Source organism: Dyadobacter sp. HNCC25DJ185 (assembly GCF_056895195.1).
In genome coordinates this window covers 69,448-93,153 of record NZ_JBXHAR010000006.1, presented here as the reverse complement: position 1 = coordinate 93,153, position 23,706 = coordinate 69,448, and the positions used below count along the sequence as shown (strand labels likewise).

The window sequence follows — 23,706 nt, the reverse complement described above, 5'->3', positions numbered from 1 at the left end:
GCGTAGCTGCATATTTGGCTGGAGATATTGTTCTTCTCTTAGGGATCGGCAAATGCCTTACTTCTTACAGATCCCGGATATTTTCCTGCATCGTCATGATTATGTTGTGAAAATATTGTTCAAATTCGATATATGTCACAATAATTCTATTTTCTGATTGTACACAGGCTTAGCAGTAAATAATTCGTCTATCAAAAGTTTTATGTAAATTGTTGATCGAATTACGTCGCCGTAAACCTCCCCTCTGTATGCAGATTCAACAATTCGTTTACACAGACCCCTTATCAGTTGTTTCATTTCCTTTTTATCCCCAATTATTTTTCATTTTCGGGAACCGCGAACTGCTTGAAAAAAGCAATATAATGAGCCAGCTGGCAGGAGCATATACCGAAGCAATCTTTTCTGGATGTTCAACCGCCGGAGAAATCGCCAATGTATCAGTCTGGGACCACACGATCATCGTTACAGGAATCCGGTTTGAAAATACCGAAGTCCGGGGGGCTAAAATAGCATTGGAGAAAATTCAGTTCAGCAGCATGGAAGCTGGCCGGCAGCTTGTTGAGCAATTTCCCAAGGAAGGTTTGAAGCACATATTTGTCGTTTCGGACGGGCTTAAAGTGAATGGAACAGATTTGGTTAAAGGCATGACCGAGGGGATAGGACCCAAAGTGACGCTGACGGGCGGGCTTGCCGGCGATGGGCCACTTTTTTCTAAAACAGTCATTATTGAGCCGGACGGGGCCGTTGCGACAGCAAGTGTGGCTGCCATCGGATTCTATGGTGAAGCCCTTTCGATAGGGTTTGGGTCACGCGGCGGCTGGGATAGTTTCGGGCTCGACAGACTTGTCACCAAATCAAAGGAGAATATCCTGTTTGAGATTGACGGACAACCGGCATTGGACCTCTACAAATCTTTCCTGGGCGAGAGGGCCAAGGACCTCCCTGCTTCCGGGCTCCTTTTTCCTTTGAGTATGCGGGATAGTGAAGACAGGGCTCCTGTTGTTAGGACAATTCTCGGAATCAATGAGCAAGAGAAGAGCCTCACGTTTGCCGGCGACATCCCGGAAGGATCATTTGTGCGATTGATGAAAGCCAATAATGACCGACTCATCGTGGGAGCGGAAGAGGCGGCACATGTTGCATCGGAAGGCCTTCAGAACAGCCCGGAATTTGCTTTGCTGGTCAGTTGCGTCGGACGTAAGCTTGTTCTCAAACAAATGGTTGAGGAAGAAGTGGAATGCGTCTCGGAAGTGTTGGCAGGTCCGGTTATGACCGGCTTTTATTCCTATGGAGAACTGGCGCCATTTAACAGGAGTGCACTTTGCGAGCTCCATAACCAAACCATGACCATCACTACTTTCAGAGAATTTTAACAATGCCAGCCGTCGAAATTACAGAGACTAATTATCACAGACTTTTAAAACGACAGATCAGAAAATCGTTGCCAGCAGAGCTTGCCGGGCATCCTGCCATGCAGGATTTCCTCTTTTCGGTACATCAGGCTTATAGCGAATTTCAGGACGATCTCGGGCGGGTGGAGCTTATTCTAGAGCAGAGTTCGGGCGAATTGTTCAAAGCCAATCGCGAACTCAGCCGTATTGCCCAGGAAAAAACCGAGGAGGCGGCATTGACCAGTAAGCGGCTCGAAGAAGTTGTCAGCAGCATTACAGAAGTCCTGGTCCAGCTTGATAAAAGTGGTAACATTACCTACCTTAATAAAGCCTGGGAAAATATTACCGATTACAGCATATCAGAAAGCCTGGGGCGGAACTGGATGGATTTTTTTCCGGATTCCACGTATGAGATCAGCGAGATAATGGATTCGGACAGGAAGACGATTGAATCCATCATCAAGATACAAACGGCCAAAGGCAAGGAAATCTGGTTGGGCGTTTCTTTAAGCCATCAATATGCGGGCGATAAACATATTGGGTATATCGGGACATTCTCGGATGTTACCGAGCGGATCAACGCCGAAAAAAAATTGAAATCTTACATGCGTGACCTGGAACGCATTAATGCAGAACTGGACCAGTTTGCGTATGTCGTGAGCCATGACCTGAAAGCTCCTCTGCGGGCAATCAATAACCTGTCGGAGTGGATAGAGGAAGATATCAGCCACATGCTGGAAGGAGAAACGCGGGACCAGTTTAAGCTCCTGCGAGGCCGTGTGCACAGAATGGAAAGCCTGATTAACGGTATCCTGTCGTATTCCAGGGCGGGCAGGATCAAGACGGTCAGGGAAAGATTTATGTTTAAGACGCTTGTTGATGATCTGTACGAAACTTTCAACAGTAAAAAACCGGTCCGTTTTATCCTGGAAGGAAACCCGGACCTGGTATTGGACACCGAAAAAATTACGTTGACCCAAATCCTGCAGAACCTGATTTCGAATGGGGTCAAATACAATGATAAGCCCGAAGCAGAGATTACGATCGGCTGGACGGAAGATGAGTCGCGGTTTGAGTTCTATGTGGGGGATAATGGGCCAGGGATCAGTCCCGAGTTTCATGAAAGGATTTTTGTGATTTTCCAGACTTTGCAATCCCGTGACGAGGTGGAAAGCACGGGTGTGGGGCTGGCCATCGTGAAGAAAATCCTGGACGAGAAGGGGGGTAAAATCCGGATAGAATCTAAAATGACTGAGGGTACTCGGTTTTATTTTACCTGGCCGAAAAATGAAATGAAAGAATCAGAAACCTCTTTAAAAAATAACCCATTTCAATAATTAAGATAAATAAACAAAATGTCCCTTTCTAATCCAGTTCCGATGACCATTCTGTTGGTAGAAGATGATGAAGTAGATGTGATGAATGTGAAGCGTGCATTCAAAAAGAATAATATCTCTAACCCATTGATCGTCGCTTCAAATGGTATCGAGGCTCTGGGAGTGCTTCGCTCAGCTACGTTAGATTATCCGAAGCCCCGCATCGTGCTTCTTGACCTGAACATGCCAAGAATGGGCGGGATTGAGTTTCTCAGGGAAATCAGGCAGGATCCGGAGCTAAGTTCGTTGTCCGTTTTTGTAATGACCACCTCCAATGAGGATAGCGACAAAATCGATGCTTTCAATCTGAATGTAGCAGGATATATCTTGAAACCGCTTTCTATGGACCGGTTTATCGCCGCGGTTTCTACATTGAACAGCTATTGGACGCTATGCGAATTCCCCGAATAATCCATTCAAGACCATCCTGATAAAACTCCATGAAGCCTCTAACCATTCTACTTGTCGAAGATGATGATATCGACGCTATGAATCTGATCCGGTCCTTGAAAAAGTCGGAGGTGGAGGTAGGGGAGGTCAAAATCTGTAAATATGCTGAGGATGCTTTACTAACGCTGGATTCCTGGATTCCAGGGTGTGTTTTTCTGGATTATCAGCTTCCAAAAACAAATGGACTGGAGTTGCTTAAAAGGATCAAGAAAATGGCCCCGAATTTGCCGGTCATTGTCCTGACTTCCCAGGGCGACGAACGCATTGCGGTGGAGATGATGAAAGCCGGGGCGACAGATTATTTTACAAAATCGGAAATTACCTCAGAGAAACTGAAAAAGGCCTTTCACACGATGGGCCAGATGATCCAGGTAGAAAGGGGCCGGGAAGAGGCGCGTCAGGAATTGGCTGAAAAAGAGGCATTTATTAACAAAATTGCGCTTTTGTCACCCAATATTATATATGTAATTGACATTGAAAAATGGACTAATATTTTCCATAACAGACAAATCTGGAAAATACTGGGCTATTCTGAAGATGATATCATCACGGACAGTTCAACAGGTCTTGCGCAGATCATCAACAACCAGGACCAGCTCACTTTCCGCAGGCATTACCATTACATGCGGAATTGGGTGAAAGATGAGGACGTAGTAGAAAAGGAGTTCCGGCTGAGGCATAAGGACGGTTCCGAGGTATGGATTATCACCCGTGAGGTACCGTTCAAAAGAAATGAAAATGGCTTTGTGCAGGAAGTCCTGGGTACCGCCATTGACATAACCAGCCGGAAAAAAGCGGAGAAGGAACTGATTCAGGCAAAAAAAGATGCAGAAGAAGCCACTCGGATCAAGTCGGATTTTCTTTCAACCATGAGCCACGAAATCAGGACACCTATGAATGGTATCATTGGTTTTACGGATCTGCTTTTAACCAGCGATTTCACGGGGCAGGACAAGGAATATTTAAAAATGATCAAATATTCGGCAGATAACCTGATGGTGATCCTGAATGATATTCTGGACTTTTCTAAAATTGAAGCAGGCAAATTCGGTCTTGAAAATTTTGAATTTGATCTGAAAGAAAAGCTGGATTACCTTGTTAAGACGTTCGAAGTCAGAGCAAAGGAGAAATCTATTGATCTCTCGGTCCATTTTGACAATGATGTGCCCCACATTTTAATGGGTGATGCTTACCGGCTGAACCAGATACTGATCAACCTCGTGGGCAATGCAATTAAGTTTACGGAAGACGGCTTCGTTAAAGTTTCCGTTCACCTGCATGCAGATTACGGATCAAATCTGGACATACGGATTGAGGTTGAAGACTCGGGGATTGGTATTTCGGAGGACAAGCTGAACGTTGTTTTTGAGAGTTTTGCCCAGGCACATAACAACAATGCAACAAGATATTTTGGTGGCACCGGGCTCGGTTTAAGCATTACCAGAAAAATTACCGAGCTGATGAACGGTTCTATTTCAGCCAAAAGCAGGCTCGGCGAGGGTGCGACATTTACAGTGATCCTGAATTTCGGAAAGGGAGGCACTTCCTTTGGGGAGGAAAAGACTGCCGCCCCGGCAGGTTTAACTCTAAGAGGTTATCGGATCCTTGCTGCGGAAGACATAGTGGCCAATCAGGTGTTGCTAAGGCACCTGCTCAGGAAATGGGAAGCGGAGTTTGTGATCTGTAACAACGGTACGGAGGTACTTTCATGCCTCGAACAGGGTGGTGTATTTGATTTGATCTTAATGGACATTCAGATGCCCGTGATGGATGGGATTACTGCTATGAAGAAAATCCAAAGTAATTTCCCGCATTATGCAAACATTCCGGTGATCGCTTTTACTGCTGATACATTTGCTCAGACCACCCCGGAAATTGCGGGTTGCAAGTTCACTGATTTTGTTACCAAACCGTTCAAAGCAGAAGAACTGATCCGTGTAATCAGCCGGCATTTGTCATTTACGAACTCACCAGGGCCGGTTACGGCAAGCTGATCTTGCGGACACCGCCAACTGGCTCCGGTCAATTAAATCATTTGCTGGAATCATCTTATATCAGGAAAGGCACGTAAGTCTTGTAAAGATGATCTTATGAAATCCGAAGCAAGAATCACACTAATCATTTTAACAATCATCGCCGGGGCATTTTTGCTTACCCTTTCGGGATGTTCTTTCAAAAGAATTTCGAGGTCGAAAGATATGGTCTATCAGCCTGCGGATAAATCGATCGCGGAACAGCGGCTGAATATTTTCGCCCCGAGGGAAAAACATGACGTACACGATGTAATCATCTTTGTCCACGGCGGCAACTGGAATTCCGGCAAAAAGACACAATACAATTTCATCGGAAGCAACTGGGCGAAGCGGGGGGTAGTTTATGTAATCATCGACTATCCACTCAGTCCTTTGGCCCAATTTGGCGAAATGGCTGAATCCGTAGCGAAATCGGTAAAATGGGTGAAAGATAACATTGCGCGATACGGAGGAAACCCAGAGCGTATATTTCTGTCCGGACATTCTGCTGGCGGCCATTTGGCAGCATTGGTTTCCATTGACAACCAATATTTCGGAAACCTGGCAATAGAAAACCCGATTGCGGGAACAATCCTGATCGACGCCGCAGGACTGGATATGTATGGCTATTTAACGGAAGAAAAATTTCCGGCGGGCAATACTTATCTCAACACTTTTACCACCAATCCTGCGGTTTGGAAAGAGGCAACGCCGCTGTATCATTTACACAAAAATATGCCGCCCATGATCATTTATCGTGGCGGAAGAAGCTATCCTTCCATCATGAGCAGCAATGAAAAGTTTATCAAAGCATTACGGGAATACGCGCCGGGAACGCCCTATCACATTCAGGAAAATAAGAAGCATGTTCCCATGATCACACAGTTTTTTAACCCGTGGAATGGAAGGTACAGGGAGATTTTGGAGTGGATGAAAAAAGTGGATGGCAAGAAGCGGATGCCGGAGGGCGGGAGGGATGCTGCGGCGGCTGGGAAGTGAGGTCAGCAGTTGTGAGTCGGTTGGAAAGTAAATGATGTATTTTAAATCGAGAAATCAAGGTTTAACTTTAAATGATTTTCTCGAAGACTATATTGATGAAAAGGGCCTGTTCAATGACAACAAGGAAGATTCGGACATAGCCAGGGAGCTATATCCAAAAACGGCAAACGTCTAAGTGCTGGATAAGAAGCTGAGGGCGATCGCAATAACCGGCTGCATTGTGCTTTTGCCGGGTCAAGGAGACTGGTTGCCGCTCGAACGTAGTCGGGAGACTACGTTCAGCTTGCTAGCAAACCGAAAAAACCTTCGTCTCGGTCGTAATGTAAATCTTCCTGTTCTTCACTAAATCCATTGGATAGCCTCCTGTAAAAACCCCGAAACTCGGCACAATCGCCTGGTGATGGTCAATCACAAAACAAGGCAGCCGCACGCTCTGGCGACCCCTTCCGTAAGTTGTAAAAACCGGGTGTACGTGGCCCGCGAAGACGAATTTGTTTAAAATCGCTTCAACTTTGGGATGGTGCGTGAATATAAAATCACCTTCCTCGAAATCATTCAGATGGACTTCAAGATCAGCTTCCAGGAAAAGGCTTACCGGCAAAATATCATGGTTCCCCATCACGATCAGCATTTCCATGTCGTGATGCCCCGCCCGCCAGTTTTTGAAAAGCTCCCACTCCGCATTGTATTGGGCGTGAAATAGGTCGCCCAGGAAAATAATACGGGTTGCGCCGGTATTTTGGACGAGTTCGTTGAGCCTTTTGAAATTGTTTTCTATTGCGTTGGGCGGTACTGCGATCCCCTCTTTTCTAAAATGAGTGATCTTCCCCAAATGCAGGTCCCCGATCAATAATGTTTGCGTCTCTTCCCAGAAAATGGCCCTTTGAGTGAGTAAAATAAAATGGTTCCCTCTGATTTCAATCTGCATTACTGTACTGTTTGATCATTTTCTGGATCCGGTCATCCAGCTTTTCCGAAGTTAACTGCTCCCGCAGCCGGTCCACCATAATCGGGAACGAAAAAGGCGTTGGTTTACTGGTTTGCTTAACAATAATTTTCTGATTTGCGATCCTGTCCAGCGCCTGTCGCATCCTTACTTCCTCCAATTGATAGGTCAGAACTTCCTGGTAAGCTTGCTTTACCAGCAGATTGTTGTCTTCATACTTGCTTACCACGTTAAAAAGCAACGAGCTCGAAGCCTGTAATTGCCGTGTCTTCATATTTTTTCCGGGGTACCCCTGGAACATCAATCCTGAAATGGCAGCGATTTCCCTGAATTTCCGCTTCGCCATTTCAGTGGCATTCACACTTTGATAAATATCATCGACCAGATGTTTGGTTGAAAAAACGTCGATTTCATGCATCATTTTTTCAAAATCAACATATTGGTCGCTCAGCAACTCAAAGCCATAATCGTTCATCGCTACCGAAAATGTAATGGGCGTCAGCTTGCTGATCCTATAAGCGAGAATGATCGACATTCCTTCATGTACCAAACGACCTTCAAACGGGAAAATGAAAATATGATGGCCTTCCCGCGTTTCACATTGCTCGATCAGCAGTTCGTCCGTTTTCGGGATCATCGAACGGTCGCGTTGCAGTTCCAATAAGGGTTGCATTTTAGCCAGTTCAAGCTCCTTGTGCGGATTTTCAATGGCATCTGCCAGTCGCTCTCGGATGAATGCGGATAGTTGTGAGGACAAGGGCATCCGTCCCCCCGCCCAGCGTACCAGGTAACCCTTTTTACCTTCCGCTTTTTTAACAGTAACAGTCATTTCGTGTATCCTGACAAACTCGACGGTCATGCCGGCAAAGGTGAAGACGTCGCCGGGCTTCATCCAGGTTACAAAAGATTCTTCTACCGTCCCGAGGTATTTTCCGGACTGCAGTTTGACTTTGATACCTGTTTCAGAAACAATCGTTCCCATACTCAGCCTGTGACGGAGCGCAACGCGCCGACTGGTCACCTTGTACAACCCTTCAATGCGCTCCACTTTTTTATACTCATCGTAGACCAGCAAGGACGAGCTTCCGGTTGTAATATATCCCAAGAGCCATTCCCATTCCAGACGGTCCAGGTATTGATAACCATAAGCGTCGCAAACCTCCTCAAACAATTGCGCTTCGTCAAAACCTTCGCCTACTGCCAGAGTCATCATCCATTGAGCCAGCACGTCAAATGCATGCGCGACCGGCGGACGGTCTTCCAGGATATTTTTAGCAACTCCTTCCCGAAGCGAAACGGCTTCAATCAATTCCAGGGCATTGGTTGGACAAAAATAGATTTTACTGTCCACACCCGGCCTGTGGCCGCTACGGCCCGCCCGCTGAATAAACCGTGCAATACTTTTGGGGCTTCCCACTTGTATCACTGTATCTACCGGCCTGAAATCTACACCCAGGTCAAGACTTGCCGTGCAGATCACAAGTTTCAACCTTTCGTCGTGTAAAGCCTCCTCCACCCAATCGCGGATTTCCCGGTCCAGAGAAGCGTGATGCAATGCCATGATGCCGGCGAACTCGGGATATTTATCAATGATCGTTCGGTACCATATCTCCGTTCCCGAGCGGGTATTTGTAAAAAGTAGCGTTGTTTTACTCTTATTTACCACCTCCACAACCTGGTCCACCAGCCTGGTACCCATATATCCCGACCAGGGCAATGTTTGTACCTTTTCCGGAATAATGCTTTCGACCAATATCCTTTTATCGGTATTCGCCTTGATAATTACAGAATCGCCAGTTGGAAATTTCATTCCCAGCAGCGTGTGTTTCGCCTCTTCCAGATTTCCGATAGTAGCCGAGATACCCCAGGTTTGCAAACCTGGCCTGATACTTCTCAACCTTGCCAATGCAAGTTCAGTTTGCGTTCCGCGCTTGCTCCCCATCAGTTCATGCCACTCATCCACGACAACCGTATGCAGGTTTTTGAAAGTTTCAGAGCTGTTTTTCTGGGCAAAAAGGATGTGCAAACTTTCGGGAGTGATAATCAGCGCGTCGGGCATCTGCTTTTTCTGATCGTTTTTATCCTTGGTATTGGTATCGCCTGTCCTGATCCCAACGCGCCAGGTAAGATTCATTTCCAAAGCTGCTGTTTCCATATTTCGGAACAAATCTTTGGAGAGTGCACGTAAAGGCGTGATCCAGAGGACCTGCAACCCTCTTTTCGGCCTTAAATCTTTATCTGCTTTTTCATTGATATGCTTTATCAGGATCGGGATCCAGAGTGAGTAGGTCTTCCCGCTGCCGGTGGGCGCATTCACCAACCCGCTTTTTCCGTTCAGATAAGCCTCTGCCGCTTCCTGCTGAAATGCTGCCCATTTCCATTTTTTTGCCTTAAACCATTTTTCAACGATGGTATGTCCGGGGGATTTGGTCAAGTTGGTACTTAAAGTAAATGTGATCTTGGAAATACGCTGACTACCGGAAACTAAAAAATTATTCCATAAGAACTATCCCTATTCAGTCATATTTTTGATTTGGATAAACTAAAATTACCACAGGGTTATCAGGCACGCTCAGACATTCCCCGGGTAGGTTGCGAAATACGCCTGGATAACTTTCTCATGTTCGTCTGAACTCTTTAGTTCTCTGGGTTCCAGTGCCTCAAATTCGTAAAGCTTATCATGACGCTCATCGTGAAGATAAAAGTATCGGGAGCCGCTTTTGGTATATATTTTTATGGGATTTAGGCCAATCCAACCCAAATGAGGCATGTAGCTGTCAATCTTGAACTTCGCAACCTCACGAATAAATGTGTAGCCGTGCATAGGAGTGTTTTTTCAGAAATTACCTATAAATGAGCAAACGGGAAAAATTAAACAGTAATCGGGTAGTATTATTTATTTAAAGGTAAGTCGCCGATCCATTTTTAAGCTGGTGAAGGAGGAGATTCTCTGGATTCAGCGGTACATGTGGAGAATTCCTTTGAGCGCCTCCAATGTATCTGCTTCCTCTGCTTTTTTGTCCTTTCTCCACCTCAAAATCCGGGGAAATCGGACGGCGATGCCCGATTTATGCCGCGAAGATTCATTGATCCCTTCAAAGCCGATTTCAAAAACCAGCTCAGGCTTTACTGTTCTGACCGGGCCAAATTTTTCGAGTATGTTTCTCTTGATAAAATAATCGACCTGACCAATCTCAACGTCAGTAAGCCCTGAATAGGCTTTTGCAAAAGGAACCAGTTTTCGGTCTTCTCCCCAAACTGCAAAAGTGTAATCCGTAAAAAGTTCGGCTCTCCGGCCCGAGCCTTTTTGAGCATATATCAGTACCGCGTCCACACTCAGTGGGTTGATTTTCCATTTCCACCAATCGCCTTTCTTCCGGCCCACCTGGTAGGTACTGCCCTTCCTTTTGATCATGAAACCCTCTGCGATATTTTGCCTCGAAAGTGCGTGCAGTTCATGCAGCACCGGCCATTCTTTGAAATCGATGAGCGGCGAAAGATTGAACACATACTGATCGGGCACTTTCTGATGGACCAACTCCAGCTCTGCGCGGCGCTGTTCCTGCGTGAGGCCCCGGATATCCACTCCGTTGGCTTCCAGAATATCATAAGCCAGAAATGCGACAGGTGCCTCTTCCAGGACTTTTTTGGAAAGATTTTTCCGGCCAATTCGGGTTTGTAAAATATTGAACGGCATGGGCTTATTGTCCGTATAACTTACAATTTCCCCATCGAGGACTGTACCGTCCGGCAGTGCTTCACTTAGAAAATGCAATTCAGGAAACTTCTCGGTCGATAGTTCTTCGCCGCGTGTCCAGATAAACAGCTCGTTGTTTCGGTAAATGATCTGCGAACGGATTCCATCCCATTTCCATTCGGCAAACCAATCATCGGGTTCTCCCAAGTCCGAAACATCGCCTTCAATCGGGTAAGCCAAAAAAAACGGGTACGGCCGTGACGCATGATCATTTGCTCCCTTATCGAGGATGAGTTTTTCAAAAGTAGTTTCCAGAGGGTCCCATTGCCCCATCACACGGTGCGCGATCACATTGGAATCCGTTTCGGTAGCTTCCGCCAATGCTCTGACAACCAAAGTTTGGGAAACACCGATGCGGAAACTGCCCATCAGCAACTTGTTAAAAACGAATGTCTCATGTTGAGATAACTGCATCCAGGCCTTCACAATATGATCGTGTTTTTCTTCGTCGGTCATCCCGGGAAGTAATCCGAGGTAAAAAAACCATTCGGCGAGTGATTTGTCTGAAGAAAGCGTTTGGTTTCTTGGCAAAACCAGGGAAATCGTTTCTCCCAGATCGCCCACGCTCTGGTAACTTTCCTGAAAAAGCCACATGGGGATTGCCGCCTCTTGTGCAGCCCATTCTTTAACCATCGTGCGGTTTACCTTGAAAGAGGGGCGTCGGCCGGTGAAAAGGGTCAGCGCCCAGAGTTTATCTTCGTCGGAAGCGGACAAAAAATATTGTTTGAGCAACTCAACCTTTGCATTGGTTTTGTTGGTCCGGTCCAGGTTCATGAAAAGTGCTGCGAATTGTCTCATACCTCTGCATCTCCTGTCCCCAACAGGGACTTTTCAGTTGAATTTTCTTGGTTGTCAGTTTTGCTGTCTTCCAGCGATTTTTGATGATTTTGATAGGCCTCCTGCCCTGCAACAGCATCCTGCACGACTTCCTCTTCTTCGCTTTCATCTTCATTTCCGTACATGGTATTCACCTCGCCCGCCTCGATACCATTCTCATTGAGCCATCTCGAAAAGATGCTGGTGTAGCCGTGGGTAACATACACTTTTTCGGCTTCCGTTTCTTTAACCGCTCTATTCAGATCGGGCCAGTCCACATGATCGCTCAGCACAAATCCCTGATCAACAGCCCGGCGGTTTTTCGCTCCGCGCAATGCCATCCAGCCTGAACAATAGCCGAGCGAATAGGGATTGAATTTCCTGATCCAGGTGCTGCTATCGACGGAAGGCGGCGCCAGAACCAGTGAACCTTTGAACAATTTTCGGTCGGTTTCGCGGGTTACTAATGTCAGTTCCGGCAAATCAAAGCCTGCCAGCCTTAATCTTTCATTCAATGTGTAAATTGCTCCGTGGGCATAAATGGTCTCATTCTGCAACTGGATATTTTTCAGGATGCGTTGCATCTTGCCCAAAGAATAACCCATCAGCACGCTGGCTTTGCCCTCAGCTTTATTCTGCGCCCACCAGTGATCTATTTCCGAAAAAACTTCCTGCTGAGGCTGCCACTTGTAAATGGGCAGCCCAAAAGTCGACTCGGTAATAAATACATTGCATTTCACCGGCTCGAAAGGTGTTGCGAAATGATCGTCTTCCAGCTTGTAATCGCCGCTAGCCACCCATACTTCCCCTTTGTATTCCACCCTGACCTGCGCCGACCCAATAATATGTCCGGCGGGATGCAGTGAAAAAGTAACGCCATTGATGACGAATTTTTCGCCGTACTCGACGGTCTGCAGGAAAATATCCTGACCCAGCCTCAGTCGTAAAATGGACTCGCTATCCTTGTGTGCCAGATAATGCTTGCTTCCCCAGCGCGCATGATCGCTGTGTGCATGCGTAATGATCGCCTTGTCCACAGGGATCCATGGATCGATATGCGCATCGGCAACGGTGCAGTATACACTTTTGCCGGTAAATTGTAAAAGAGGCTGTGCTGGCATAAAATGTGAAAACATTAAAAGCGTGCCATTTGAGTGTTTGTCGTGCCGGTGGCTTTGAAAATTAAGTGCTACTTTTGAGTGACTTTTCCCGAATGCGCCGTCTTATTACAAATCATATTTAATTACACGACTATGACAAAGAAAAGCATCGCAAATTCTCTACCCCTGGGTGAGGAAGCGGAGAGGTGCCCGGAAAACGCCAGGCAAATGCTTTCAGAAAAGGCCAGAAAGGAAGATGGCGAATACAGAGACATCAAGTATGTGAAAATGGCGTCAGGTACTGCTTACTCGGCCGCCTTGCTTATACTCGATGAATACCTGAGACAGAAGGAAGGGATCAAGTTTGAAAAGCCCACAAGTATCGAGGATTATAGCAATAGGATCAGAAAGTACAATAAAAAGCTTTTAGCCCTTTTACTGGAAGTGTATGATGAGTTGCATATCAATGGTTACTACCACGGAACACGATCCGTGAAAACAGTTCATACAGGTCTTGAAAATGTGAGGAAGATGCTCACTTACATTACAAACACTTAAACTTCCTTTCTCAACGCTTCTCTTTTACAATGATCAAACAGCTATACTTACTTCTTGCTTTCTTAACGATATTCTTAGCCTGCAACACCGAAAATTCAACCAAAACCAGAGAAAAGCCAGCTTCCGAAGCCAGTAATTATGCTGACAAAGTAGAAATTAAACACGCAAAAGGCTTCACGATTGAATACTTCAAAGATTACAAAGTTGTCAGTATTATTGGTTCTGCCGATACTTTAAAGTATGTCCTGCTCGGGAAAGGAATCCCCCGTCCTCAAAATTTCCTAAAAGCCCAGGTTGTTGAAATCCCAGTGAAAAGTGCAGTTGTGATGTCTTCCATGCATATCGGCCTATTCGAATTTCTGGAATCTGAAAAGATACTGACCGGATTAGGAAACTTGCAATATGTTTATTCTCCAGCGGTTATCACCCAAATTAAGGCAGGTAATGTCGCTGAGGTAGGCCGGGATCAGGGACTGAATGAGGAAAAATTAATTGAAATGCATCCGGGTATTGTGATGACGGTCGGGAGTCCCGGCACTAAATCAGATCATTACCAAATATTGAAACAGGCGGGAATTCCTGTATTGGTTAATTCCGAATGGATTGAGAAAACGCCTCTGGCGCGCGCTGAGTGGGTCAAACTGGTGGCTGCTTTGCTCAATAAGGAAAAGCTGGTGAATGAAAAATTCGGCAAACTCGAATCGGAATACAACCGACTCACTGCTCTGGCCGCGGGTACTAAAATAAAGCCAACAATTATTTCGGGTCTCAATACAAAAGACGCCTGGTTCCTGCCCAGCGGCGATAGTTATATGGCCCAATTCTTCCAGGACGCAGGCGCAGATTATTATTGGAAAAACAACAAGGCCGAGGGGAGCCTGCCGCTGAACTTTGAAGCCGTATACCCGTTTGCATTGGAAGCTGATTTCTGGGTCAACGTCGGTTTCAATAAAAGTGATACCAAGAAAGATATCCTCGCTCAGGATTCACGATATTCGGATTTTAAAGCCTTTAAATCGGGGAAAATGTACAGCTACAATGGCCGGGTGAATGAGCAGGGTTCCAATGATTTCTTTGAATCCGGAACGGTTAATCCTCACATTGTCCTGGCCGATCTCATCAAGATATTTCATCCGGAGATCATGCCCGGGCACCAATTGGTTTACTACAAACAACTCCCATAATGATCGAAAAGGAGAATAACAGAAACTGGATTTTCATGGGTCTGGCATTCCTGGCTGTTGTTTTCTTTGCGTTCGACATCATGCTCGGGCCAGTACAGATTCCCCTCCGCGACGTCCTTGATATTGTCTTTTTTCAAAAATCTGAAAATACGGCATGGCTGTTCATCATTGAAAAAATACGCTTCCCGAAAGCAATGACAGCAATTCTTGCCGGATGCGGACTTTCTGTAAGCGGGTTGCAAATGCAGACCTTGTTCCGAAATCCGTTGGCAGGCCCGTCGGAACTGGGCATTACTGCCGGTGCTGGTTTGGGTGTTGCCGCTGTGATGTTATCAGGAGGAAGCAGCGCAAGTATTTATGCGATCAGTCAGCTCGGGGTTTCCGGAAGCTGGCTGATCGTGGGAATGTCTTCTCTGGGGTCTGCACTGGTTCTGGCACTGATCCTTTTAATTGCTGGTCGCATCCGGGATCATGTTATTTTGCTGATTGTCGGCGTGATGATCGGAACGATAACACTTTCTGTGATCAGTATCTGGCAATATTTCAGCCAGCCGGAAGAATTGCAGGAATATATCATGTGGACGTTCGGCTCGCTTAACGGTGTTACTGGTTACCATTTGTACGTGCTTTCGGGAGTCGTGTTTCTTGGGCTGCTATTGGCTTTTGTTTCTTCCAAATCCCTGAATGCACTTTTATTGGGAGAAAATTACGCGAGAAGCGTGGGGCTTTCTGTTGGCAGGACGCGATTGATCATCATGCTCAGCACTAGCATTCTTACTGGCAGTATTACAGCATTTTGCGGACCGATCGGCTTTGTCGGCATTGCAATTCCGCATATTACACGGTCACTGCTCGGTACTGCCAACCATCGCGTACTGGTACCGGCTACTTGCCTGACCGGAACGGTGCTGCTGCTGCTTTGTGATATCATCGCCCAACTGCCCGGAACACAGGCTATCGTTCCCATCAATATTGTTACTTCTTTGCTCGGCGCCCCAATAGTGATCTGGGTGATCATAAGCCGAAATAACATTCGTTCGTCTTTCTCATGACCGATCAGCTTCCATATCTGACCACGGAAAATCTGGCGATAGGCTACCGGTCAAAAGGTCTGGTCAAAACCATATCCAGAGAACTTAACCTGCAATTGGTGCCGGGAAGTCTGGTCTGCCTGTTGGGCTCCAATGGATCTGGTAAATCTACATTAATGCGAACGCTGGCGGGACTGCAGCCGGCGTTGGCAGGGAGAATTCTCATCAACGATCAGTCGCTTTTTGATTTAAAGCCCGAAAATCTGGCCAGAAAGCTAAGCCTCGTGTTAACAGACCGGGTTGAGGTAGGTAACCTCACAGCCCGTGAGGTAGTGGATCTGGGAAGGACCCCTTATACCAATTGGCTTGGCCAATTGCATGCCGACGACCGGGAAAAAATTGCACAGGCAATTACTTATGCCGACGTTTCAATGCTTCTGGATAAGCGGATGCATCAGTTAAGCGATGGGGAAAGGCAAAAAGTAATGCTGGCCAGGGCATTGGCACAGGATACCGGTATTATTTTACTCGATGAACCGACTGCCCATCTCGATCTACCCAATCGCATCGAAATGATGGAATTGCTGCACAGCCTCGCCCGGAAAACGCAGAAAGCAGTTTTGCTTAGCACACATGAGCTCGACCTTGCTCTGCAGACGGCCGATTATCTGTGGCTCCTGAAACACGACGGCGAACTTGTGACCGGTGTTCCGGAAGACCTCGTTTTAAACGGTTCCTTCGAATCGGCTTTCTCTAAAAAAGGGTTTTTCTTTGACAAAACTGTCGGGACATTCCGGGTGCGCAAAGAACCTGGTATTGCGTCAGTGTACCTGGAAGGGGACGAAAATCTGGTCTCCTGGACTAAAAGAGCATTCGAGAGGGAAGGCTGGAAATGGAGTACTTCCCCAAATACCTACCTGAAAGTCAATGCAAAAGACGAAGATAATGGGACTGTCTGGGAAGTTTACGACAACCAGAAGGTGGTTAAAGTAGTCTCCGTGGAGGCACTGCTCACTTATCTAAAAAATGCCGTAAATAAATGAAAATGGCTATTCAGTGATTTTGAGGGCCTTTTTTCAGCTGAATTGGTTAGTTTTGAACGGAGAATTTACTCAGCAGGTCCCTTCACATGATACTATTGATTCCATTAGCGATATGGTTAGGTACAGCTATTTGCTATATGGCCCTATTCAGAAATGCCGGGCAATCGTTCCGGCGTTCGCTGCTCGCAGCATCCACAGGTATATTCTTTTTTATCGGAGGCATCACCGAAATACTCGGCGCTTTCAACCTGATTACCACCTGGGCACTGGCCGGCGGCTGGATTATTCTGGATTTCGTACTGCTGCTAGGCTGTATGAAATTGAAAAAACAATCAGGGATTGAGCTGGGGCAAGTTTGTAAAAATTGGTTTTCGTCGGGCAGGTTTTTCCTGAGAGAGCTGGGGCCACTCACCAATGTTATTCTGCTTACTCTTTTTAGCATAACATGCGTTGTTGCCATCGTCGCAACGCCAAATAACCTGGATTCCCTGAGCTATCACCTTAGCAGGCTGGGTTATTGGATACAGAATAAAAATGTATCCCACTTTGCGACACACATCGAAAGGTCCATTTCATTCAGCCCGTTTTCAGAATATGTCCACTTGCATACTTTCCTGTTAGCTGGAAATGAGCGTTATTTCCAATTGGTCCAATGGTTGTGCCTGATAGGGATTCTTGGGTATATATCCCTCTTAATCCATCTTTTTACGGATTCCGGACGAGCTTTGCGGATTGCCCTTTGCTTTGCGGCAACGTTGCCTATTGCTGTACTGGAATCCATGACAACCCAGAATGACCTGGTGGTGGCCTTCTTTGTTGTCGGGACCGCGTTTTATGTATTTGATTACGTGAAAGCGCAAAAAGCCTCCTCACTGGTCCTGATCATGATATCGGCTGGTTTGGGCATGCTGACCAAAGGTACTTTTGCGTTCTACGTGTTTCCTTTTGGTTTATACCTCTTTGTTTTCATGATTTCCAAAAGGGCTTTGTTGAAACCGCTGACCGCATTGGCCGCAGGGACATTGGTGGTGGTTCTCCTGCTGAATGGTCCGTTCTGGTATCGCACCTACCAGATTTTCGGTTCTCCGATCGGTCACATCAGCAGTGGAAATAAAACCAGCTTCAAAGGTCCGGGAGGTTATTTTTCCTCCGTTTCCAAGCATGTTTTCCTTCATTTGGGTTTTGTTTCGCCTGGCAACCAATATAATCAGTTTCTCCAGAATCAGCTCTCAAACTTCCATGAGTCAATCCACACGCCCTTAAATGTGTATGATAATGGAATGGAGTTTAAGATGAACAAACTTAATTTCAATGAGGATTTTGCCCATAATTTCCTGGCTATGTGGCTTGTTTTGTTAAGCATACCTTTGTTGTTTTTTGCCCGGATCCAATCCTCTGCCAGGCTCTATGCGGGGCTGGCCTTTTTGAGTTTTCTTACCTTTTGCTTTTTTATTGCATATCAAACCTACGGTTCCAGATTGCATATCGCCTTCTTTATGCTGTATGCACCAGTCATCGGGCTGGTGTACGGATCTGTCCTGCCGGTGGCCGGTTCAAAAATGCTTGTTTTGGTCCTTTGGCTTGCGGCGCTTCCTTTTGCGCTGCTGAGCGTGACCCATCCTTTACTTTCGACCAAATGGTTTTTTGAGAAGGTTTTTCCGCCGATCAATACGAGCCTTCACCTGAATATCAACATTGAGGGAATCCAGAATCTGAAACAGGAAAGCGTGCTGTTTTCAAACCCGGAAAAAATCATATGGGGGGACCACTGGCCAGAAATGGAAAAGCTCATCCGGGAAGTGAATGCGCGCAATCCTCAAAAAATAGGGCTTGATCTGGAAGAACACAGTTATGATTATGGCTACCAGTTTTCATTGAGAAAGCCAGGCCGTACCTTTGAACATATTGGTTTAAGAAATCCGTCCAAAGTACTCGAAAAGCCAGGATTTGTGCCCGATCTGATCATCTCGGAGCATGACGAGGGGGAGAAATTCAGGTATAAAAGCAGGGTTTATGTGGCAAAATCCTTTGGCAAGGACAGGTGGCTTTATATTCCGGCTCAACCGCTGACCAAATCATTTATTAACTAAAAGCATTGAAAATGACTGCACTGGAAACTGTAAAATTATATTACCAATGTTTTAACCAAAAAAACTGGAAAGGGATGCTTACCCTGCTCGATCCGGAAGTACGGCACGAGGCAAATCAAGGGGAAGTGCGGATCGGAGCGGACAAATTCACCGCGTTTTTGCAAAAAATGGACGAGTCCTACGAAGAAATCCTGACGGACATGGTGCTTTTTACCGAACCATCAGGAAGGCGGGTAGCGGCTGAATTTGTTGTGAATGGCATCTACAAAAAGGGCGAAGAGGGTATGCCGGAGGCGTTTGGCCAATCCTATGTGCTTCCTGCCGGGGCATTTCTGGAGATCAAAGAGGGGAGGATCTGCAGGGTTACCACTTACTATAACCTGCCGCTCTGGATTGAGCTGGTTTCAAAAGCAAAATAAATGGGTAACCTGACTTTTTCGTGGAAAAAAGGGTCTCAGATCCAATCCGTGGTCAATGATCTGGGTCAGTTGCGGATTACGGTATTCCACGATTACCCTTATTTGTACGACGGTTCGATTGACTATGAAACTGAGTATTTGAAAATCTATTCACAATCGGAAAAAGCATTATTGTTTGCAGTATACGACGATGCCAAGATGGTTGGGGCTACCACCTGCATTCCCTTGGTCGACGAAGCGCCGGAAGTCAGGAAACCTTTTGAAGATACCGGATTTGACCTGGGTTCGGTCTTTTACTTTGGAGAGAGTATTTTGCTACCGCAGTATCGGGGCCTGGGTTTGGGGCACCGTTTTTTCGACGAGCGCGAAGCACATGCGGGAAGTTTCGGGACTTTCAAAATGTGCTGTTTTTGTGCTGTCGACAGGGGGGAAGATCATCCGTCGAAGCCAGCGAACTACCGTCCGAACGATGTATTCTGGACCAAGCGAGGTTACCGGAAGGAGCCTCGGCTTCAAAGTTTTATGAGCTGGCCGGACATTGGAGAGAGCAGGTCGACAGCGAAAACAATGATTTTCTGGGTTAAATACCTGAATTAAAACAAGCCAAAATGACCGTAACGATTGCAGCCGCCCAATATCCGATCACGGAACATGCCGATCTTGCCGCCTGGAAGCTGCATATCGAACGCTGGGTTATGGATGCGGTTCAGAAAGGGGCGCAGTTGCTTCTTTTTCCGGAATATGGGTCGATGGAACTGGTCAGTATTTTTTCTGAAGACATCAGACGCGACATACGGAAGCAGATATCCTCGCTGGATGCAATCAAGTCCGAATTTTGCGCGGTTTTCGAAGCATTGGCTGTAAAGCACGATATCATCATTGTCGCCCCGACCATACCCGTCATCGAAAACGGGCAAAATCTCAACCGGGCCTATGTGTTTTCTCCCAACGGCTTGGTGGGTTATCAGGACAAATTTTTCATGACCCGCTTTGAAAATGAAGAATGGGGCATCCAGAGCTCCCCGAAAATCCTGACCGTATTTGAAGCACCTTGGGGCAACTTTGGAATTCAGATCTGCTACGATGTCGAATTTTCTATCGGCTCGCGAATGCTAAGTACTTCCGGGGCGTCACTTATCCTGGCCCCGAGCTGTACCGAAACGATCCGAGGCGCAACACGTGTTCACGTGGGTGCCCGGGCACGCGCACTGGAAAACCAGGCTTACACGATGGTTTCCCAGACGGTCGGAAATGCAGCCTGGTCACCGGCTGTCGACATCAATTATGGCTATGCAGCGTGTTACTCTACTCCTGACAAAGACTTTCCGGAGGAAGGCATTATTTCGTCAATGACTCCCCAGCAAGAGGGCTGGCTGGTTCAGGAACTGGATTTTTCGAAAATTGATGAGGTTAGAACGGATGGGCAAGTCTTCAATTTTGGGGACCATTCGAAGCTGATCAATGTTTTCGCTGCTGAACAATTGCAGATCGCATATAAGTCTGTGTGATCCCGTTTACCGCTTCAAAACCCGATTCACCTCCTCTACAGAAACCCTGTCGGGCATATTGCCGAATTGCTGCCGCACAAACGTCAGCAGCTGCGCCATTTCTTCTGATTTGATGAAATCATGTTTAGGCATCAGGTCGTTGTATGGTTTTCCAAGGACTGTGATTTGCCCTTCGAGGCCATTGGCGACTACCTGGATCAGTTTTCTTTTGTCCTCAGTAACCCATTCCGAATTGACCAGGGGCGGGAAACGGCTTCCGTCGCCCAGGCCGTTCCTTTGGTGACAGGGTGTGCAGTAAGTATTGTAAATGCGCTGACCGGCCAGTTTTGTGTCCTTGTCAAGGTTATCGTTTACTTCGTCAGGGGTCCGGATATTGGCGGCGAGCTTATGTTTTTCCATAGAGGCAAGTTGGGCAGGGCCAAAAGTCTTTTTGTTTCCTTTGAACATGACGCGCCAAACCTTCCCTTTCCTCGAATCGGTAATGTAAAGTGAGCCGTCTGGCCCCTGTGCGAGGCCCATTGGGCGGGCTTTTGCGTCGCTTACGTTGATAATCGGGTCTACTCCCGCGAAACCGTCGGCGAAAACTTCCCATTTGTTGGAAAACTTGCCATTTACCCAGGGAACAAAACATACAAAATAACCGGCCTGCGGGTACGGCGCCCGGTTCGTGGAGCCATGGAAAGCAATGAAAGCACCATTTTTGTAGCGTTCAGGAAACTGGTTTCCCGTGTAAAAAAGCAGATCGTTCGGCGCCCAGTGGCCTGGAAAACCAATGATCGGATTCTGGTATTTACTTCCTTCCCCTTCTTTTTTTCCGTCGCCGCCGTATTCGGGATTGAGCATTTTCTTGCCCTTCATCTGGTCAAAATAGTAGTAAGGCCAGCCGAGGTTTGTGCCTTGGGTTATCTTCACAAATTCCTCCGCCGGCAGCATTGCGCTTTGCCAGGACGAATAGTATTCGGGAAACAGTCTGTGCATATTGTCCCTGCCATGTACTACCGCATATAAATTCTGATCCGCGGTGTTCCAGCGCAAGCCTAATATGCTTCTCAGGCCAGTCGCGAAAAGCGTACCGTCTGTTTGTGTCTGATTCAGTTTGTCCGCACTGAATTTCCAGATCCCGCCATGTTTTTCCAGATCGGGACAAGGGGTTAAACCAACGCTCCCGGGTTTGCCGCCCGGCGAATTGACCATATCCTGGCAGGCATCCGATGGCGCCCCGAAAGGCACATACATATTGCCTTTGTTATCAAAAGCCATGGGTTTGGTAATGTGCCAGTGTGTTCCGTGCTCGTGGTCGTCTTTGAGCACAACTTCGTAATTTTCATCGGGTATCAGCTCGCCGGGAATGAGCTTGCTGCGGTACACAACCAATGAAGAACTGTAATACAGGTAACCATTTTGAATCATGATCCCGTTGGCTAAGCTGCTTTGATCCTGGTATTTGCCAAAGTTTTTAATGATATCGGCCTTCCCATCACGATTGGTATCCCGTAGCGCCACCGTTCCGCCTCCCTGCCCTTTTCCGAAATAGCGCAGCTTAATGTAAATGTCCCCATTGGTGTTGACCACAATATGCCTCGCCAGGCCCGTGCTATCCGCGACGACCAGTGTTTCAAAACCGTCGGGCGTCGCTAATCCGCCGTTGTCAGGATCTCCGGCTGGAAGTTTGTCCTCTGGTTTTCCGGCAGCGACGATCAGAATAGTAAGCAGGCCGAAAATAGATGCGGTTCTCAGGATTTCTTTGGTCTTTTCAATGAAAGTCATGGTGATTAATATTTCTGCTTTTTTGCTCCCAAACCATTCAGGTCCCAGACGATCTTGCCGTCGCGGATGGTCATTTCAACTTCTATCTTCCGGTTTCCGGTCATGCTGTTTCCGGCAGAATCCGTAAACCCGAATTCCCCTTCTCTCAGCCGGAAGACAGCGAGGTCTGCGATCCCGCCTTCTCTTAGGTTGCCCAGTTCTTCATGTCCGATTGCTTTGGCGGGATTCCAGGTAGCGATCTGGACAACCTGTTCCAATGACAATCCCATAGCCATAAACTTGGACATCACATTGGCCATGTCCTTCATGCCGGAGTTCATGCTGAAACGGTGGAGGTCAGTCCCGAAAGAATTGGGATAAAAACCCTGCTTCACAGCGGGTATGGCCTGGTCGAACCAGAAGCCTGCGCCTCCATGGCCCAGATCAAACAAGATACCCCGCTTTTTTGCTTCCAATACAAAAAGTCTGACTTTCCCGTCTCCCCCTACAATCGGCATTCTTTCTTTTATATTCTCAAAAGAATGCGTGATCATATCACCCGGCCTCATTTTAGCCAATTGGTATTCCAACGGGTATTCGGGCAAATGACATTCCACAAATAATGGCTTTTTTGATTTTGCGGCTGCGGAAACAGCCCGGTCAAATGGTACCCAATCTTTTCCATTGTAATGTCCGATTTTAACGCCTACGATATGCTCGGGATATTTCAAGATCAATGCAGCGGTCGAATCTGCACTCATGTCTTCCAGGTTTTGCTCCCTTGCCGCGCCCGTCATTCCTTCGCCGGATATGTTGAGGAATGCCAATATCCTGGTTTTGGATTGATCAATGACCTGTTTTTTGAAAACCGGAAAATTGCGCCAGCCCGATGTGCCGGCATCTACCACCGTTGTGACGCCCGATTTGAATGTAAAATCGTCGGGAGAAACACTGTTTACACCATTTGCAAACAACCCTGCTTCAGGACCGACAAAAACGTGGGTATGGGTATCAATAAAACCGGGGGTAATGTACAGGCCTTTTGCCTCGATGATTTTAGCAGCTGAATCCGATATCGAACTTGCGATTTTGACGATTTTTCCCTTGTCGACCAGCACATCTAAAACCTTGTTGACCTGATCTGCCGGGTCAATCACATGCCCGCCTCTGATCAGCAGTTCATATTTTTGGCCGAAAGTATTTTCTAAGGAAAGCAGAATACTGACGAACAGTACCGGGAAAAGTTTTATGCTGAAGAACCTCGCTGGCTTTATCATTGC

20 protein-coding genes are annotated in these 23,706 nt (G+C 46.8%); 13 read left to right on the top strand and 7 right to left on the bottom strand.

Going from position 1 to position 23,706, the window contains the following annotated elements:
• Window positions 1–248: 248 nt before the first annotated feature.
• The 5 genes from AC1XUF_RS17885 to AC1XUF_RS17865 all read left to right on the top strand — a co-directional run bounded on the left by AC1XUF_RS17885 (window position 249) and on the right by AC1XUF_RS17865 (window position 6,228).
• Window positions 249–1,373 (top strand): FIST signal transduction protein, encoded by a 1,125-nt coding sequence (locus AC1XUF_RS17885; RefSeq protein ID WP_483343192.1) that lies wholly within the window; start codon window positions 249–251, stop codon window positions 1,371–1,373.
• A 2-nt stretch (window positions 1,374–1,375) separates the two neighbouring features.
• On the top strand, window positions 1,376–2,728 hold the full coding sequence (locus AC1XUF_RS17880; RefSeq protein WP_483343191.1) for a sensor histidine kinase: 1,353 nt from the start codon (window positions 1,376–1,378) through the stop codon (window positions 2,726–2,728).
• 18 nt (window positions 2,729–2,746) lie between these two features.
• Window positions 2,747–3,178, top strand: coding sequence for a response regulator (locus AC1XUF_RS17875; protein ID WP_483343190.1), 432 nt, complete (start codon window positions 2,747–2,749; stop codon window positions 3,176–3,178).
• Window positions 3,179–3,207: 29 nt separating this feature from the next.
• Window positions 3,208–5,211 (top strand): PAS domain-containing hybrid sensor histidine kinase/response regulator, encoded by a 2,004-nt coding sequence (locus AC1XUF_RS17870; RefSeq protein ID WP_483343189.1) that lies wholly within the window; start codon window positions 3,208–3,210, stop codon window positions 5,209–5,211.
• A 96-nt stretch (window positions 5,212–5,307) separates the two neighbouring features.
• Window positions 5,308–6,228 (top strand): alpha/beta hydrolase, encoded by a 921-nt coding sequence (locus AC1XUF_RS17865; RefSeq protein ID WP_483343188.1) that lies wholly within the window; start codon window positions 5,308–5,310, stop codon window positions 6,226–6,228.
• A 286-nt stretch (window positions 6,229–6,514) separates the two neighbouring features.
• On the opposite strand, the gene pdeM is transcribed toward AC1XUF_RS17865, so the two are convergent.
• From pdeM to AC1XUF_RS17840, 5 genes are all read right to left on the bottom strand, one after another.
• The gene (pdeM, locus tag AC1XUF_RS17860) at window positions 6,515–7,156 is read right to left on the bottom strand and encodes a ligase-associated DNA damage response endonuclease PdeM (RefSeq protein ID WP_483343187.1); all 642 of its coding nucleotides are present in this window, start codon (window positions 7,154–7,156) and stop codon (window positions 6,515–6,517) included.
• Complete coding sequence (locus AC1XUF_RS17855; RefSeq protein ID WP_483343186.1) at window positions 7,146–9,608, bottom strand: ligase-associated DNA damage response DEXH box helicase; 2,463 nt, start codon at window positions 9,606–9,608, stop codon at window positions 7,146–7,148. Before AC1XUF_RS17855 ends, pdeM begins: the two co-directional genes overlap by 11 nt.
• A gap of 138 nt (window positions 9,609–9,746) precedes the next feature.
• Complete coding sequence (locus tag AC1XUF_RS17850) at window positions 9,747–9,998, bottom strand: hypothetical protein (RefSeq protein WP_483343185.1); 252 nt, start codon at window positions 9,996–9,998, stop codon at window positions 9,747–9,749.
• A gap of 132 nt (window positions 9,999–10,130) precedes the next feature.
• On the bottom strand, window positions 10,131–11,729 hold the full coding sequence (locus AC1XUF_RS17845; protein ID WP_483343184.1) for an ATP-dependent DNA ligase: 1,599 nt from the start codon (window positions 11,727–11,729) through the stop codon (window positions 10,131–10,133).
• Window positions 11,726–12,868, bottom strand: a complete 1,143-nt coding sequence (locus tag AC1XUF_RS17840; protein WP_483343183.1) for a ligase-associated DNA damage response exonuclease — start codon at window positions 12,866–12,868, stop codon at window positions 11,726–11,728. Before AC1XUF_RS17840 ends, AC1XUF_RS17845 begins: the two co-directional genes overlap by 4 nt.
• A 132-nt stretch (window positions 12,869–13,000) precedes the next feature.
• On the opposite strand from AC1XUF_RS17840, the gene AC1XUF_RS17835 reads away from it, so the two are divergent.
• From AC1XUF_RS17835 to AC1XUF_RS17800, 8 genes are all read left to right on the top strand, one after another.
• Window positions 13,001–13,405, top strand: coding sequence for a DUF5618 family protein (locus AC1XUF_RS17835; RefSeq protein WP_483343182.1), 405 nt, complete (start codon window positions 13,001–13,003; stop codon window positions 13,403–13,405).
• A 29-nt stretch (window positions 13,406–13,434) separates the two neighbouring features.
• A complete protein-coding gene (locus AC1XUF_RS17830) occupies window positions 13,435–14,589 on the top strand; it encodes an ABC transporter substrate-binding protein (protein WP_483343181.1) in 1,155 nt (384 codons plus the stop codon).
• Window positions 14,589–15,641 carry an iron chelate uptake ABC transporter family permease subunit gene (locus AC1XUF_RS17825; protein ID WP_483343180.1) on the top strand — a complete coding sequence of 351 codons (1,053 nt, stop codon included), beginning with the start codon at window positions 14,589–14,591 and terminating at the stop codon, window positions 15,639–15,641. The genes AC1XUF_RS17830 and AC1XUF_RS17825 overlap by 1 nt, the downstream gene beginning before the upstream one ends.
• Window positions 15,638–16,663: an ABC transporter ATP-binding protein gene (locus AC1XUF_RS17820; protein WP_483343179.1), complete on the top strand. Its 1,026-nt coding sequence runs from the start codon at window positions 15,638–15,640 to the stop codon at window positions 16,661–16,663. The genes AC1XUF_RS17825 and AC1XUF_RS17820 overlap by 4 nt, the downstream gene beginning before the upstream one ends.
• A gap of 137 nt (window positions 16,664–16,800) precedes the next feature.
• Window positions 16,801–18,753: an ArnT family glycosyltransferase gene (locus AC1XUF_RS17815; RefSeq protein WP_483343178.1), complete on the top strand. Its 1,953-nt coding sequence runs from the start codon at window positions 16,801–16,803 to the stop codon at window positions 18,751–18,753.
• Between the two features lie 11 nt (window positions 18,754–18,764).
• Window positions 18,765–19,172: a nuclear transport factor 2 family protein gene (locus AC1XUF_RS17810; protein ID WP_483343177.1), complete on the top strand. Its 408-nt coding sequence runs from the start codon at window positions 18,765–18,767 to the stop codon at window positions 19,170–19,172.
• Window positions 19,173–19,769 carry a GNAT family N-acetyltransferase gene (locus tag AC1XUF_RS17805; protein WP_483343176.1) on the top strand — a complete coding sequence of 199 codons (597 nt, stop codon included), beginning with the start codon at window positions 19,173–19,175 and terminating at the stop codon, window positions 19,767–19,769.
• An 11-nt stretch (window positions 19,770–19,780) separates the two neighbouring features.
• Window positions 19,781–20,680: a carbon-nitrogen hydrolase family protein gene (locus AC1XUF_RS17800; RefSeq protein ID WP_483343175.1), complete on the top strand. Its 900-nt coding sequence runs from the start codon at window positions 19,781–19,783 to the stop codon at window positions 20,678–20,680.
• A gap of 6 nt (window positions 20,681–20,686) precedes the next feature.
• On the opposite strand, the gene AC1XUF_RS17795 is transcribed toward AC1XUF_RS17800, so the two are convergent.
• Window positions 20,687–22,447, bottom strand: a complete 1,761-nt coding sequence (locus tag AC1XUF_RS17795) for a PQQ-dependent sugar dehydrogenase (protein ID WP_483343174.1) — start codon at window positions 22,445–22,447, stop codon at window positions 20,687–20,689.
• A gap of 5 nt (window positions 22,448–22,452) precedes the next feature.
• On the bottom strand, window positions 22,453–23,703 hold the full coding sequence (locus AC1XUF_RS17790; protein WP_483343173.1) for an amidohydrolase/deacetylase family metallohydrolase: 1,251 nt from the start codon (window positions 23,701–23,703) through the stop codon (window positions 22,453–22,455).
• Window positions 23,704–23,706: the final 3 nt, after the last annotated feature.